Annotated in this window: 16 protein-coding genes; 3 read left to right on the forward strand and 13 right to left on the reverse strand. The window is 33.7% G+C overall.

The features are described from left to right. The first annotated feature begins 32 nt into the window (after positions 1–32). Complete coding sequence (locus MHI13_RS14365; protein ID WP_002435391.1) at positions 33–224, forward strand: DUF5325 family protein; 192 nt, start codon at positions 33–35, stop codon at positions 222–224. A gap of 70 nt (positions 225–294) precedes the next feature. Here the strand turns inward: MHI13_RS14365 and MHI13_RS14370 are convergent, their stop codons facing one another. After that, complete coding sequence (locus MHI13_RS14370) at positions 295–1,125, reverse strand: inositol monophosphatase family protein (RefSeq protein ID WP_064210241.1); 831 nt, start codon at positions 1,123–1,125, stop codon at positions 295–297. 175 nt (positions 1,126–1,300) lie between these two features. Between MHI13_RS14370 and MHI13_RS14375 the strand changes: the two genes are divergently transcribed. Both MHI13_RS14375 and MHI13_RS14380 read left to right on the forward strand, forming a co-directional pair. Next, positions 1,301–1,912, forward strand: coding sequence for a YktB family protein (locus MHI13_RS14375; RefSeq protein ID WP_047796135.1), 612 nt, complete (start codon positions 1,301–1,303; stop codon positions 1,910–1,912). 136 nt (positions 1,913–2,048) lie between these two features. Beyond that, on the forward strand, positions 2,049–3,395 hold the full coding sequence (locus MHI13_RS14380; RefSeq protein ID WP_064210242.1) for an Nramp family divalent metal transporter: 1,347 nt from the start codon (positions 2,049–2,051) through the stop codon (positions 3,393–3,395). Between the two features lie 158 nt (positions 3,396–3,553). Here MHI13_RS14380 and MHI13_RS14385 read toward each other — a convergent pair whose 3' ends face one another. From MHI13_RS14385 to pdhA, 12 genes are all read right to left on the reverse strand, one after another. Beyond that, a complete protein-coding gene (locus MHI13_RS14385; protein WP_064210243.1) occupies positions 3,554–4,081 on the reverse strand; it encodes a DUF4064 domain-containing protein in 528 nt (175 codons plus the stop codon). A gap of 119 nt (positions 4,082–4,200) precedes the next feature. Beyond that, positions 4,201–5,433 (reverse strand): lipoteichoic acid stability factor AuxB, encoded by a 1,233-nt coding sequence (auxB, locus tag MHI13_RS14390; protein WP_064210244.1) that lies wholly within the window; start codon positions 5,431–5,433, stop codon positions 4,201–4,203. A gap of 75 nt (positions 5,434–5,508) precedes the next feature. Beyond that, on the reverse strand, positions 5,509–6,582 hold the full coding sequence (locus MHI13_RS14395; protein ID WP_064210245.1) for an ABC transporter substrate-binding protein: 1,074 nt from the start codon (positions 6,580–6,582) through the stop codon (positions 5,509–5,511). Then, on the reverse strand, positions 6,579–7,391 hold the full coding sequence (locus MHI13_RS14400; RefSeq protein WP_064210246.1) for an ABC transporter permease: 813 nt from the start codon (positions 7,389–7,391) through the stop codon (positions 6,579–6,581). The genes MHI13_RS14395 and MHI13_RS14400 overlap by 4 nt, the downstream gene beginning before the upstream one ends. Positions 7,392–7,396: 5 nt before the next feature. Continuing rightward, positions 7,397–8,200 carry an ABC transporter permease gene (locus tag MHI13_RS14405; protein ID WP_023350465.1) on the reverse strand — a complete coding sequence of 268 codons (804 nt, stop codon included), beginning with the start codon at positions 8,198–8,200 and terminating at the stop codon, positions 7,397–7,399. Then, positions 8,193–9,287 carry an ABC transporter ATP-binding protein gene (locus MHI13_RS14410; RefSeq protein WP_064210247.1) on the reverse strand — a complete coding sequence of 365 codons (1,095 nt, stop codon included), beginning with the start codon at positions 9,285–9,287 and terminating at the stop codon, positions 8,193–8,195. Before MHI13_RS14410 ends, MHI13_RS14405 begins: the two co-directional genes overlap by 8 nt. 12 nt (positions 9,288–9,299) lie before the next feature. Next, a complete protein-coding gene (locus MHI13_RS14415) occupies positions 9,300–9,839 on the reverse strand; it encodes a helix-turn-helix domain-containing protein (protein WP_002435290.1) in 540 nt (179 codons plus the stop codon). Positions 9,840–10,005: 166 nt separating this feature from the next. Further along, positions 10,006–10,281 carry a UPF0223 family protein gene (locus tag MHI13_RS14420; protein WP_064210248.1) on the reverse strand — a complete coding sequence of 92 codons (276 nt, stop codon included), beginning with the start codon at positions 10,279–10,281 and terminating at the stop codon, positions 10,006–10,008. Positions 10,282–10,446: 165 nt separating this feature from the next. Continuing rightward, the gene (gene lpdA / locus MHI13_RS14425) at positions 10,447–11,853 is read right to left on the reverse strand and encodes a dihydrolipoyl dehydrogenase (protein WP_002435425.1); all 1,407 of its coding nucleotides are present in this window, start codon (positions 11,851–11,853) and stop codon (positions 10,447–10,449) included. 4 nt (positions 11,854–11,857) lie between these two features. After that, positions 11,858–13,183 (reverse strand): dihydrolipoamide acetyltransferase family protein, encoded by a 1,326-nt coding sequence (locus MHI13_RS14430; RefSeq protein WP_064210249.1) that lies wholly within the window; start codon positions 13,181–13,183, stop codon positions 11,858–11,860. Positions 13,184–13,332: 149 nt separating this feature from the next. After that, a complete protein-coding gene (locus MHI13_RS14435; RefSeq protein WP_064210250.1) occupies positions 13,333–14,310 on the reverse strand; it encodes an alpha-ketoacid dehydrogenase subunit beta in 978 nt (325 codons plus the stop codon). 3 nt (positions 14,311–14,313) lie between these two features. Beyond that, a complete protein-coding gene (pdhA, locus tag MHI13_RS14440) occupies positions 14,314–15,426 on the reverse strand; it encodes a pyruvate dehydrogenase (acetyl-transferring) E1 component subunit alpha (RefSeq protein WP_002435429.1) in 1,113 nt (370 codons plus the stop codon). Positions 15,427–15,541: the final 115 nt, after the last annotated feature.

Raw genomic sequence — 15,541 nt, forward strand, 5'->3', positions numbered from 1 at the left:
AGTGAAAAGATAAGTAAAAGGTGGGGTATGGGATGCAACAAAAAAAATCAAAAGGCATCTTCTGGATATTCTCTATTTTAGCAGTCATTTTCTTAGTATCTTTTAGTTTTGCATTAGGTGCTGCTAATGTTCCATGGATGATTTTAACATTTATATTACTCATTGCAACATTTGGCGTTGGTTTCACTGTTAAAAAGAAATACAGAGAAAACAACTGGCTGTAACATAGACATCTAACATTATAATGTTAGATCAACAAGTTAAAGCAGAGACGATTCAATGTCGTCTCTGCTTTTATTTTTCTCGTTTTCTACCAAATCGCTGTTCATGATGTTTAGCAATCGTCTCTTCAAATTCACTTAAATAGTTATTAAGTATCTCTCGATGAAGTTTTGCGTTAGCCATTAAAATAGAATTAGGGTGGTTCATTTCAAGTCTGTCCCCTAATAAGTTACTACCTACGCCTCCCACTTCATTCAATATCATTAAGCCTCCAGCAAAATCCCATGGTTGTAATCTTGGTGTAAGGTACGCAGCGAGTTGACCTTTAGCCACACTTATAATTTCTAATGCAGCACTACCATAAGCTCTTGCACTTCTAGCGTCCTCTACTATTGGCGCAAACACTTTGCCCATTATTGGTTTAGTTAACCAGTTAGGATTTATACCAATGATACTTGTTTTAAGTTCGAAATCTTCTAGTGGCTTTAATTGATGGCTATTTTCAAAGGCACCTTCACCAACTTTAGTGTGGTATAGAACGTCTCTCATTACATCATATACGAACCCAGCGAATGGTTTACCATCATGGTAAATACCAATTGATATCGCAAAATTTTCTTTTTGATGAACGAAGTTTAGCGTACCGTCTATGGGATCTATGACCCAAATGATGCCTTGTGTATCCTTTAAATTATGTCCGTGCCCTTCTTCACCTATAACTCGGTGTTCAGGATAATTGTGATGAATCGTTTCGTAAAGATAATTTTCAGTAGCCTTATCAACATTCGTGACTAAATCATTCGGATTAGATTTCATTTCTATATCCAAATCATCTTTCATCATATGACGAACTTTATTACCAGCCTCTAGTATTATTCCCTTTGCAAAATCATATAATGCCATCGTATCATCTCCTATTACTTACCATTATACATGATGTCATCTTCAAAATTATATTAATACACATAGATTTACCTTATTTTAAACAATTCAAACGCTTAATTAACAAGCTTATACTTTAGGTTAGAAATCCTTAACTATGCTACAATATATGTAATCAATTATTAGGAGGCATAATATGACTCAATATACATTTGCTCCAAAAGATTTCAAAGCTTTCGATGTCGAAGGTCTAGACAATCGTATGGAAGCACTCAATGAATATGTTAGACCTCAATTAAATAATTTAGGAACATACTTTGCAGATTATTTTAGTACTCAAACTGGCGAAGAGTTCTACCCTCATGTAGCTAAACATGCGCGTCGTAGTGTTAATCCACCTAAAGATACGTGGGTAGCATTTGCTCCTAATAAACGTGGATATAAGATGTTACCACATTTTCAAATTGGATTATTTAGAGACCAATTATTTGTAATGTTCGGCGTAATGCATGAGGCTAAAAATAAAGCCAATCAGATGAAAGTCTTTAAAAAGCATTTCGATAAAATTAAAGACTTACCTGAAGACTATAGTGTTTGCTTAGATCATATGAAACCTGAAAAGACACTTATTAATGATATGAGCGATGACGATCTTCATAAAGCTATTGATCGCGCAATTAATGTTAAGAAAGGTGAATTTTTTATAGCACGAGAAATTCAGCCTTCTGATCAAAGATTAAAAAGTGATAAAGCCTTTCTACAGTTTATTGAAGAAACATTTGATGCGTTTTTAAGATTTTATCAATAATACATCTTCATTTTTAAGCTTGAATGGAATGATTACAATTCTATTCAGGCTTTTTTATAGTCGCACAATATTTTTAGGTTGACCTAACTTTTTGTTTAGGTTAATATATTTTCATAAGATTTTAGGAGTGATATGATTGAAGTTAAAAGACGACAACTATGAACAACAACGAAGTTTAGACGAAATAAATAATACTATTCATTTTGACCATAAAAGTAGTGCAAGTCAGAAGTTTTTAGCATTTTTAGGCCCTGGTTTACTCGTGGCAGTAGGTTATATGGACCCCGGCAACTGGATTACATCCATGCAAGGTGGCGCACAATATGGCTATACCTTGCTATTCGTGATTTTAATCTCAAGTTTAGCAGCAATGTTATTACAAAGTATGACGGTTAGATTAGGAATAGCAACCGGTAAAGATCTTGCGCAAATGACACGTCATTTTTTAAGTAAACCTGTAGCTATCATATTTTGGATTATCGCTGAATTAGCCATCATAGCTACTGACATCGCAGAAGTTATTGGTAGTGCTATCGCGTTAGACTTAATTTTTGGTATTCCATTAATTGTCGGCGCCTTAATTACCGTATTCGACGTTTTCTTATTGTTATTTATTATGCGCTTCGGTTTCAGAAAAATTGAAGCCATCGTTGGAACATTGATATTTACTGTATTAGCGATATTTGTATTTGAAGTTTTTATATCTTCTCCACAATTAACTGATATATTGAATGGCTTTGTACCACATAAAGAAATTGTTACTAATCAAGGCATTTTATATATTGCTTTAGGTATTATTGGAGCGACAATCATGCCTCACAATTTATATCTACATTCTTCAATTGTTCAATCACGTAAATATGATCGACATGACAATGAAGAGAAAGCTCAAGCAATTAAGTACGCTACAATTGATTCAAACCTTCAATTATCTATAGCTTTTGTAGTTAATTGTTTATTATTAACTTTAGGTGCAGCTCTATTTTTTGGAACTAAAACAAATGATTTAGGTGGTTTCTACGATTTATATCATGCCTTAAAAACTGAACCCGTATTAGGCGCAACTTTAGGCAGCGTGATGAGTACACTATTTGCAGTAGCTTTATTAGCTTCTGGACAAAATTCTACTATTACAGGTACTTTGGCTGGTCAAATTGTGATGGAAGGATTTTTACGATTATCAATTCCTAACTGGTTACGTCGTTTGATTACTCGAGCGCTTGCAGTCATCCCAGTTATCATTTGTTTAATTATTTTTAAAGGCAACTCTGAAAAAATTGAACAACTTCTTGTATTTTCACAAGTATTTCTAAGTATCGCATTACCTTTCTCATTAATACCGCTTCAACTTGCTACAAGTAATAAAAAATTAATGGGACCTTTTATTAATAAAACGTGGGTTAATATTATTTCATGGACGCTAATTGTCATTCTAAGTGGATTAAATGTTTACTTAATCATTCAAACGTTCCAAGAATTATAAAATTCTTATACAATATATTCATAAAAAAGCACAAAGATGATTCAATTAAAAATCATCTTTGTGCTTTTTTAGTAGATTAAGTATGTCGAATAATGTCCTTTTTTAAATAATCTACTTTAAAAAGATTTTAAATTGTAAAATTTCTACCCTTTTTAATCCTAATAAATGTATGGATCATCTTTCTTGTGATTTTTTAGTTCTTTGTCTGGATCCCACTCTTTATTATGTGATTGTTTGTTTTCATGGTAATTATCTTTAAATTGTTCTCTATTATGAGATTGATTATAATGTGCCTGATTGTTGCGGTCTTTCTTTTTACTAAACAACATAATAGCAGCAATAATCCATAAAATCATTGCAATGAAATTCATAGTTATTAAACCTGTTACTGCAGCAGCTATAAGTAAGGCCCCTGCTAAATTTTTACGCCCTTTGATTGTTAAGGCTCCAAATATCCCTAATATTGTAGAGAATGCTAAAAATCCAATTGAAATCATCATTGAGGCTAACAAAATATCAGAGGATACATTTTGATTATTGCCATACATTTGTTTCATTATATCTTTATATTGTTGTTGATTTTGACCACTTTTCATTACTAAAAGTGATAAACAAGTTAATAATAAATATATAATACTTAAACCATTAGCTATCCATGCTAAGATAGTTTCTGTTTTTCTATTCATATTAGGCTACACTCCTCTTAGTTACATTCTAAAACAATAATACTAAAAATTAGAACTTATAGCGAACACATATAAAAAAGTGATTGACTTTTCATTTTAAGTCAATCACTTATATTGTGTTATTTATTTTCCGTGTCGTCTTTGTGTTCAACTTGGTTCTCTTGATTATCTTCTTGAGGTTGTTCACCTTGGAACATTTGACGACGTTCCTCATAATTCATTCTTCGTTGATTGACTGCACTAGGTTGATTCTTTCTTCTTTCTTTCATGCGTTTATTATAAGCTTTTTTCTTTTCTCTTTTCTTCGCACGAATTTCAGCTTTTTCTTTTTTGCGTTGAGCCTTAAGTTCTCTAGGATCAACTTGAGGTTCTTGTGGCTCTTGGTTGTAAGCATAGCCATCCTCATAACCGTAACTATCATCTTCATTTTGATAATAATCTTCTTGGAATTGTTCATCACGCTTAGCTTTTTTAGATTTCTTATTATATTTCGCCTGTCTAGACATAATCGTCGGTTCTTCTTCTTCCTGCTGAGTGGACTTGTATTCACTCTCTACAGCACGTTTTGGAAATTGAGCATATTTATCATCTGTCTCATCATAAACATGACTCTCTGACTCATCATTCATATAAGCATCATGTTGTTGAGGTTCATATTGGTGCTCTGCTTCATAGGCTTCTCTTTGTTGACGTTCTTTTCTGCGTTTACGACGTGTGTTTCTATATTCTTTATTATCACGTGGTTGTTCGTAATCATCGTAATAACCGTGATTGTACCCATCTTCGTAATAGTCATTATGAGAGGTAGACTGTGGTCTACGATTATCATAGTATTCATAATTATCATAGTATGGTTGTCCATACTCATCATTATAGTATGCTGGTACGGTTTCTACCCGATTTTTTCTAGCAAACATCATGATAGCGACGATAAAGAATAAAATTGGAATAATTAATGTGACAACTAATAATACCAATGGAATCGTAACTACAGCTGCTAATAGAAATAAGAAACCTGAAAGTATTCTAATATTCATTGAAATTAAAGCTAAGAATGAAATCAATAAACAAATGATGAAGTAAACAATGATAGCCCAAACACCATTTTGTAACCAAATAACAAATTGAGTTGTACTTAAATCATTGTTACCTAAAATTTGTTGAACCAACTCATTATTATTTAATGAATTTTCTAAATTAGCAATCGATGTATCATTACTAAATGATACAAGTGCAATAAACATCGTTACAATCGTCAATATGAGTAAAAATACCCAACTAAACCAACCTAGTACTTTTTCAGTTAGCCGACCGACTGGACGCTTAATTTGTGTGTATTGCTCTCCTGACATCCGCTACAACTCCTTACTTTACTATCAAATCATTATATAAGAAATATGAGTAAATAACTACTATTTATCATCAATCTATTTTAAGTTCATTTTAAAATTTAAAAAGCTTTCGTTATATTCGCTAAGTGTTTTCTGGCCTAAATCCTTATAAACTTCCAAACGATTTTGTTCTTTTTTTGTTGGGTAAAATCTATGGTCTTCTCTAACTTCTTTAGGTAGCTTATCTCTAGCTGCTTTATTAGGCGTTGCATAGCCTACCCACTCTGTATTCTTTTTATTATTTTTCTCATCTAATAAGAAGTTCATAAATTTATATGCGCCTTCTTTATTCTGAGCAGTTTTAGGAATAACCATGTTATCAAACCAAAGATTAGATCCCTCTTTGGGAATGACATAGTTATACTTATTACTACCTTGAACTAAAGGTGCTGCCACACCACTCCAAACTACAGCGATGTTACCTTCATGTTGTTGAAGCATCATTGTTATCTCATCACCAACGACACCTCTTACTTGTGGAACTAATTTTTTTAAATCCACTTCAGCTCTTTTAATATGAGAAGAATGGTTATCATTCAAACTATAACCTAATTTGTTTAATCCCATTCCCATCATTTCTCGAGCACCGTCTACTAATAAAATATCATTTTTATACTTAGATTGATACAAATCACTCCAACTATTGAAATTTTCATGAGGATATTTATCTTTATTATATAAAATACCCACTGTACCAAAGAAATAAGGTAATGAATATTTATTATGAGGATCATAAGACATATTCATATAATCAGAATCAAGATTTTTGATGTTGGGTATTTTAGTATGATCTAAAGGAACTAACAAATTGGAACGCTTAAGCTTTTGTACGGTGTACTCACTTGGAAATGCCACATCATAATGTGTACCCCCATTACGAATTTTGGCCTCCATGGCTTCATTTGAATCAAACGTTTCATATACAACTTGTATGCCTGTTTGTTTTTCGAACTTTTTAATCAAACTAGGATCAATGTATTCTCCCCAGTTATAAACATAAATCTTTTCTTGCGTTTGGGTGTTCTCTTTAGATTTAAACCAATGACTCATAACTAAACATAAAATACCAATAATTACTGCAGAAAAGATAAGTTGTAGAAATCGTTTCATTCACTTACACCCCGTTTCACCGTCTTTTGACGTTTAACAAAGTGTTGTATTAAATAATATCCTATGATACCTAATAAAATAACTATAAATAATATAGTCGATATAGCATTAATTTCCATACTTATACCTTTTCTAGCCATTGCATAAACTTCCACAGATAAGACACTAAATCCGTTTCCTGTTACGAAAAAGCTAACTGTAAAGTCATCTAAAGAATATGTTAAAGCCATGAAAAATCCACCAATAATTGAAGGCATGATATTAGGTATAATGACGCTACTCAATAATTGCGATTCATTAGCTCCTAAATCTCTAGCTGCGTTCAACATGTTATCGTTCATTTCATAAAGTTGTGGTAACACAATAATCACTACGATAGGTATACAAAATGCGATATGTGATGCTAATACAGTAAAGAACCCTAAACCTAAACCAGTAAAATGTCCAATTGCGGTAAACATAATTAAAAATGATGCACCAATAACTACATCCGATGAGACCATGAGTACATTATTCAAAGTCAATAATGTTACTTTGAATTTTTTATTGCGTAAATAATATAAAGCAATTGCGCCAAACGTACCAATTATCGTAGACACTGATGCAGCTAATAGGGCGACCGCAACCGTGTTAAATATTACAGATATTAATCGATCATCTTGGAAGAGAGTACGATAATGTTCTAACGTGAAATGCTCAAAATGAATCATATTTCCAGCTGAGTTAAATGAATATATCATCAAGAAAAATATCGGTATATAAAGTATTGCTATTAAAATACCTATGTACATCTTTCCATACCATTTCACGTCGTTCACCCCTTCCCATTAGATGACTTAGATTTAGTTAAGATTAAAATAAAGGCCATAAATATAATTAGGAATAACGCAATTGTAGAGCCCATACCGTAATTTTGAATTGTTAGAAATTGCTCTTCAATCGATGTACCTATATTAATAACTTTATTACCTGCAATCAATCGCGTAATCATGAATAGTGATAACGCAGGTATAAAAGTCACTTGAATCCCCGTCATTACTCCCTCTTTAGTTAAAGGAATGATGACCTTTCTGAAAGTAATTAACGGACTAGCACCTAAATCACTAGAAGCTTGTAATAAGTTATTAGGTATTGCTTTCATACTATTGAATATAGGTAAAATCATAAAAGGGATATAAATATAACTTGCAACCAATAAAAACGCTCCACTTGTGAAAAGCATATTAAATACTGGTAAGTGAAAGACATGTAGTGCTTGATTTATAATACCATCATGACTTAATAACCCTATAAAAGCATAGGTCTTCAGAAGTAAATTAATCCACGTTGGAATAATCATTACCATTAGTAATATATTCTGAAATCTAGATTGAGCAATAAAGTATGCTGCTGGATAACTGATCAATAAAGTAATGAGAGTGATTAGAAATGCATACCATATGGAATCCGCAAACATTTTAAAATAGCGCAACGAAAAAATTTGTTCATAATTTGTAAAACTAAAATGACCATGCACGTCTGTGAATGAGAAATAAACAAGTAAAATTACAGGTATAATAATAAAAATAACCATCCATAATAAATATGGAACAAGTAGTAATTTATTGATATTACGCATGGTCTACATCCTCATAACTCTCTATACGTTTATCAAATTCTTCCTCAGTTTCACCAGGTACCATAATATGAATTGCTTCTGGTTCAAAGAATAGACCTACTTCACTTCCAACTTCAGCTTTCTTAGTAGATTGAATAACCCATTCGTAGCCTTTTCTATCAATACAACAAATTTCGTAATGTACACCTCTAAATAGCATTGAATCTACAGTTGCTTTAAAAAGTCCTTGTTCTTTATCAATGAGTGATATGTCTTCTGGTCTAATTACAACTTCTACTTTTTTATTTTCAGGTATCCCCATATCTACACATTCAAAGTTTTGACCATAAATATTTACCACGAAATCTTTAACCATTCTTCCTTCAACGATATTTGATTCACCAATAAAATCAGCGACATAACGATTAACTGGTTCATCATATATATCAATAGGCGTACCAAACTGTTGAATTTTCCCATCTTTCATAACAAAGATATAATCACTTAATGCTAAAGCCTCTTCTTGATCATGGGTCACAAATATGAAAGTGATTCCTAAACGAGATTGAAGTTCACGTAGCTCATATTGCATTTCCGTACGCAATTTTAAATCTAATGCAGATAATGATTCATCAAGTAAAAGTATTTCAGGTTCGTTTACTATCGCTCGAGCAATCGCTACACGTTGTTTTTGCCCCCCACTCATGCCTTCAATTTGTCGTTGTTCATAACCTTGTAACTTCACTAGTTTTAAAGCTTCTATGACCTTTTCATCTATCTCAGACTTGCTTAATTTTTTTAATTTTAAGCCATAGGCAATATTGTCATAAACGTTAAGATGTGGAAAGAGCGCATAATCTTGGAATACTGTATTTACTTTACGTTTATTGGGGGGTAACTTTCCGATAGGTTTATTTTGGTATATCACTTCTCCACTGTCAGGATACTCGAACCCAGCAATCAACTTTAATATTGTCGTTTTTCCACAGCCAGAAGGTCCTAATAATGTATAAAAATAACCTAATTCAATATCTAAATCAATTTCATCTAAAATTTGTACATCATCAAAGCCTTTACTTACAGATTTGAATGAAAGTAACGGATTCATAAACATTCCTCCCTATAAATATGAAGCTGTGGCAACAATTAATATTTTCACTTCTTCATGAGTTTCATTGTATAAGCGATGTTTATCTCTCGCCTTAAAATAAAGTACATCTTCAGTACTCGCTTTATAAGTTTGATTACCAAGTAGCAATGACACTTCACCTTCTAAGCAGTATATAAACGTGTCTGACTCAGATGGTTTAAAATTTTTATAGGATGCTCCAGGTTTCAATGTAAGGATCAATGGTTCCATTTCAAATTCATTTGAATCTGTAACTAGCCAATTTAGAATATAACCTCGATCGTATTCATCATATGTAATTTGATCTTTCTTTTTATATAACACTTTCTCACTTGGGCGCTCTTGAAAAAAGTCACTAGCTGATGTCCCAAGAACTTCTAAAATGTTTAAAAACGTCTCTATACTTGGAGACGCATGTTGACTCTCAATCTGAGAGATATACCCTTTTGACAAATCCGTACGTTCGGCAAGTTCTTCCTGAGTAAAATTTTTAATACGTCTTAAATTTCTTAATTTATATCCTATATCCATATTTTTAACCACCTAAAAAAGCTACATTAAGTTTACTAATATCAAACATTTTGTTTAGTGCTTTATAAAAGTAACAGAATATAGCTTTGTAAGCAATAGTTTTATTCAATTGTTTTAGAAAACAAGTAAGTATAAATTTTTAGATAATAAGTGTATCTGAAATCAATTAAGAATCTTTACCAAATCTCTGCTGTTCAGGATATTTATTTACCTCTTGAACAACTTTATAACTATTATATCCGCTTTTATTTTCAAATTCTTTAAAGATTTGTTTTTCTTCAGCTTTGCCAGGTACAATGTCTTTAAATTTTTTATAAGCTTTTTTTACATCTTCACCTTTAACAGAAGATTCATAGTAATTTTCAATTTTATTAAAAAACTGAATGACTTGCATCATTTCTTCATTCGTCCAATCTAAATCTAAAGGATATTGATATTCCATTGTCTTAATAACCTCCTGTAATAATTATGTAAGTACAGTGTATCGGAGCCATTTTTATAAAACAACCGATACAAATAATAATTAAAAAAAGCTGAGACCCGCACATGACGAGTCTCAGCAGTATATAATGATTAATCTTTAACTATTGTGATTAAGGTTTAATAATTACATAGTATGGATTGGATAACCAATTGCTTTTTCAGCAGCTTCCATTGACATTTCACCTAAAGTTGGGTGAGCATGAACAGTTAATGCGATATCTTCTGCATTCATACCTGATTCAATTGCTAAACCTAATTCAGAGATGATATCAGATGCGCCAGTACCAACAACTTGAGCACCAATTAAAGTATCATCTTCTTTAAGTGTAATTAATTTAACAAAACCATTAGTATCATCTAATGATAACGCACGTCCATTAGCTGCATATGGGAATTTAGAAGCTTTAATTGATAAACCTTCTTCTTTCGCTTGAGCCTCAGTGTAACCAACTTGAGCTAATTCTGGTTCAGTGAAGCATACTGCAGGCATACCAATGTAATCAACTTCAGCAGCTTGACCATCAATTGCTTCAGCAGCTACTTTAGCTTCGTAACTTGCTTTATGTGCAAGTGGTAAACCAGGAACGATATCACCAATTGCAAAGATATTCTCAATAGAAGTACGGCTTTGTTTATCTACTTCTAATAAACCACGATCTGCGAATTTAAGACCTAATTCCTCTAAGCCTAATTCATCAGTGTTTGGACGACGTCCTACAGTAACTAATACGTAGTCAGCTTCAATAGTTTGTTCTTCACCATTAGCTTCATACGTAACTTTAACGCCATTGTCAGTTTCTTCAGCAGATTTAGCCATAGCTTCAGTGACAATTTCGATACCTTTTTCTTTCATGCCTTTTTTAACTGGTTGAGTCATTTGTTTTTCGAATCCACCTAAGATGTCTTTAGCACCTTCAAGGATTGTTACTTCTGAACCGAAGTTAGCAAATGCTGTACCTAATTCAGAGCCGATATAACCGCCACCAACAACAACAAGTTTACCAGGAACTTCTTGTAAATTTAAAGCGCCAGTTGAATCGATAACACGCTCACCAAATTCAAAATTAGGAATTTCAATTGGTCTAGAACCAGTTGCGATAATAGCATGTTTGAAATTGTAAGTTTGAGCACTTTTTTCGTCCATAACGCGAAGGCTATTATTATCAACAAAGTATGCTTCACCTTTAACGATTTCAACTTTGTTACCTTTTAATAATCCTTCAACACCACCAGTTAATTTATTTACTACTGATGATTTGAATTCTTGGACTTTCTCGTAGTTTAAAGACACGCTCTCAGCAATAACCCCTAAGTTTTCTGAATGTTGCGCTTCAACAAAACGATGAGACGCGTGTAATAATGCTTTAGATGGAATACAACCAACGTTTAAGCACACGCCACCTAAATTACCTTTCTCAACGATTGTTACTTTTTGTCCTAATTGCGCTGCACGAATTGCTGCAACGTATCCGCCAGGACCTGCTCCGATTACAATAGTATCTGTTTCAATTGGGAAATCTCCAACTACCATGTTTTTACCCCTCCATTAATAATAGTTCTGGATTATTTAATAAACGTTTAATGTGATTCATAGCATTTTGACCAGTTGCGCCATCAATTTGTCTGTGGTCAAAGCTTAGTGATAACGCTAATACTGGAGCTGCTATAATTTCTCCATCCTTAACAATAGGTTTTTGAGCAATACGGCCAATTCCTAAGATGGCTACTTCTGGGTGATTGATAACTGGAGTGAACCATTGTCCACCAGCTGAACCGATATTACTGATTGTACAAGTTGCACCTTTCATTTCATCTGAAGTCAATTTACCGTCACGAGCTTTAACTGCAAGTTCATTGATTTCATCTGAAATTTCGAAGATTGATTTACGATCCGCATGTTTAACAACAGGAACTAATAAACCTTTATCTGTGTCAGCTGCGATACCGATATTCCAATAATGTTTGTGTACAACTTCGCCAGCTTCTTCATTAAATGAAGTGTTAAGTGCTGGATATTTTTTAAGTGCAGAAACTAAAGCCTTAACAACATATGGTAAGAACGTTAGTTTAGTACCTTGTTCAGCTGCAATTTCTTTGAATTTTTTACGGTGATCCCATAATTCTTGTACATCAATTTCATCCATTAATGTAACATGAGGTGCTGTATGTTTTGAGTTAACCATTGCTTTAGCAATTGCTTTACGCATAGCAGGGATTTTCTCAGTTGTTTCTGGGAAGTCACCTTCTGGTACTGATTGACTAGCTGAAGCACTAGTTTCTTCACTACCTGTAGATGATGCAGCTGCACTTTCGTTAGAAGCTGAATCCGTGCTTCCACTATTTAAGTATGCGTCTACGTCTTCTTTAGTAATACGTCCGTTTTTACCAGAGCCTGTAACAGCTTTAATGTTTACACCATTTTCACGAGCGTATTTACGTACAGAAGGCATAGCCTTAACTGTTTTATTCTCATCAACTTCTGCTTCTTGAGTAGAAGCTGTTGAAGCTTCCTGAGTTTGTGATGATGAAGTTGATTCTTTTTCAGCTGGTGCTTCTTCTTGTTTCTCTTCTTGTTTAGAAGAGTCATCACTATGGCTACCTTTAAATTGCATTTCTTCAGCATCAGGAGCATCAATTTTTACAATAACGTCACCAACTACTGCAACAGTTCCTTCATCTACTAAAACTTCTTCAACAGTTCCGCTAACAGGCGATGGGATTTCTACTACAGATTTGTCGTTTTGCACTTCTGCTAAGACATCATCTTCTTCGATGGTATCTCCAGCTTTAACAAACCATTTTACAATTTCACCTTCGTGGATACCTTCCCCGATATCGGGTAATCTAAATTCAAATGCCACGTTCTTGTCCTCCTAAGATTTTACTTAATCAAATCATTTCAAATACTTATATACTAAAGTTGCAAGTTAAGGAAGCCCTTACAACCTAGTTTACACTTATTCATTACTCATTGCTATAGTTAGCTACTTAATTTATTAATGAGTTTAAATTAGAACTCTAATGTAGCTTTAGCTTGTTCAACGATGTCATTTTTGTTTGGTAACCAAACATTCTCAGCTTGAGTGAATGGATATACAGTATCAGCTGCAGCTACACGAGCGATAGGTGCTTCTAATGAAAGAATTGCACGCTCAGCTAATTCTGCAGCAACCTGTGCACCTACACCAGCTTGGCGTTGTGCTTCTTGAACAACTACTGCACGACCAGTTTTTTCTACTGATGCAACTAATGTATCAATGTCAATTGGTTGAACTGTACGTAAGTCGATGACTTCGACAGAGTATCCATCTTTTTCAAGCTCTTCAGCTGCTTTGATAGATTCTTGAACCATAGCACCGTACGCAATTAGAGATATATCATTACCTTCTTTTTTAACATTAGCTTTACCAATGTCAATTGTATATTCTTCTTCCGGTACCTCTTCACGGAAAGAACGATACAATTTCATATGTTCTAAGTAGACAACAGGGTCATTACTTTGAATTGCTGAAATTAATAAGCCTTTCGCATCATATGGCCCAGATGGAATAATCACTTTTAAACCAGGTGATTGTGCTAAGATACCTTCTAAATTATCGGCGTGTAATTCTGGAGTGTGTACTCCACCACCAAATGGTGCACGAATAGTAACTGGTGCTGGTTTAGACCCGCCAGAACGGAAACGTGTACGAGCAATTTGACCTGCAACTTCGTCAAATACTTCAAATACGAATCCTAAGAATTGGATTTCCATAACTGGGCGATAACCTGTTACAGCTAATCCTAACGCTAAACCACCAATACCAGATTCCGCTAATGGTGTGTCAAATACTCGATCTTCACCAAATTCTTTTTGTAAACCTTCAGTAACACGGAATACACCGCCGTTAACACCAACGTCTTCACCGAAAACTAAAACGTCTTCGTCTCTTTTAAGTTCACTTTTAAGCGCGTTGTTAATCGCTTGAACCATTGTCATTTGTGCCATGGCTTACTTCGACTCCTTCTCTTTGTAAATTTCATATTGTTCTGATAAATTTTGAGGCATATCTTCATACATAATATCCATTAGAGAAGTAACAGTTTGTTTGTCTGTATTGTCAGCCTCTTTAATAGCTGTTTTAATTTCAGATTTAGCACGTTCAATGACTTCATTTTCTTTATCTTCATTCCAAAGACCTTTTGCTTCTAAATATTTTCTAAAACGTACTAATGGGTCTTTTTTCTCCCACTCTGCGTCTTCATCTGAGGTTCTGTAACGAGTTGGATCATCACCAGCCATTGTATGTGGTCCATAACGATAAGTTAATGTTTCAATTACTGTTGGACCTTCACCTGCAACAGCTCTTTCACGCGCTTCTAATGTAGCTTGATATACAGCTAAAGCATCCATACCATCTACTTGAATACCTGGTACACCTACTGCGATAGCTTTTTGAGCTAATGTTGTTGCAGCAGTTTGTTTACTACGTGGTGTTGAAATAGCGTAATTATTATTTTGAATTACAAAAATAGCAGGCGCTTTATACGCTGATGCAAAGTTGATACCTTCATAGAAGTCACCTTGTGAAGAACCACCATCACCAGTATAAGTAATTGCTACTGCGTTTTTACCACGTTTTTTAAGACCGAATGCTACTCCAGCTGTTTGTACATATTGAGCACCGATAATAATTTGTGGACTTAGTGCATTAACGCCTTCAGGGAATTGGTTACCTTTGAAGTGTCCTCTAGAGAATAAGAAAGCTTCTGTAAGTGGTAAACCATGCCAAATAATTTGAGGAACATCACGATAACCAGGTAGGATGAAGTCTTCTTTTTCTAAAGCATATTGTGAAGCAAGTTGAGATGCTTCTTGACCTGCTGTAGGTGCATAGAAACCTAAACGTCCTTGTCTGTTTAATGAGATAGAACGTTGGTCAAGAATACGCGTCCATACCATTCTTTCCATTAATTCTACTAATTGTTCATCTGTTAAATCAGGTACTAAGTCTTCATTTACGACATTACCATCCTCATCCAAAATTTGAACCATTTCAAATTTCGATTGAGTTTCATTTAATACTTTAACTGCATCGAATTGGGCTTGTAACTTAGGAGCCATTCAATTCACCATACCTTTCCCATGTAAATAGAAATTCATTTTATCCTCCCTAATTGTATCACAAATGATTTTTCCTGTTAAACGATTTCATAAAGTTCTGTTTCAATAGAAAAAG

The sequence above is a fragment of the Staphylococcus sp. FSL K6-0223 genome, from assembly GCF_038008285.1.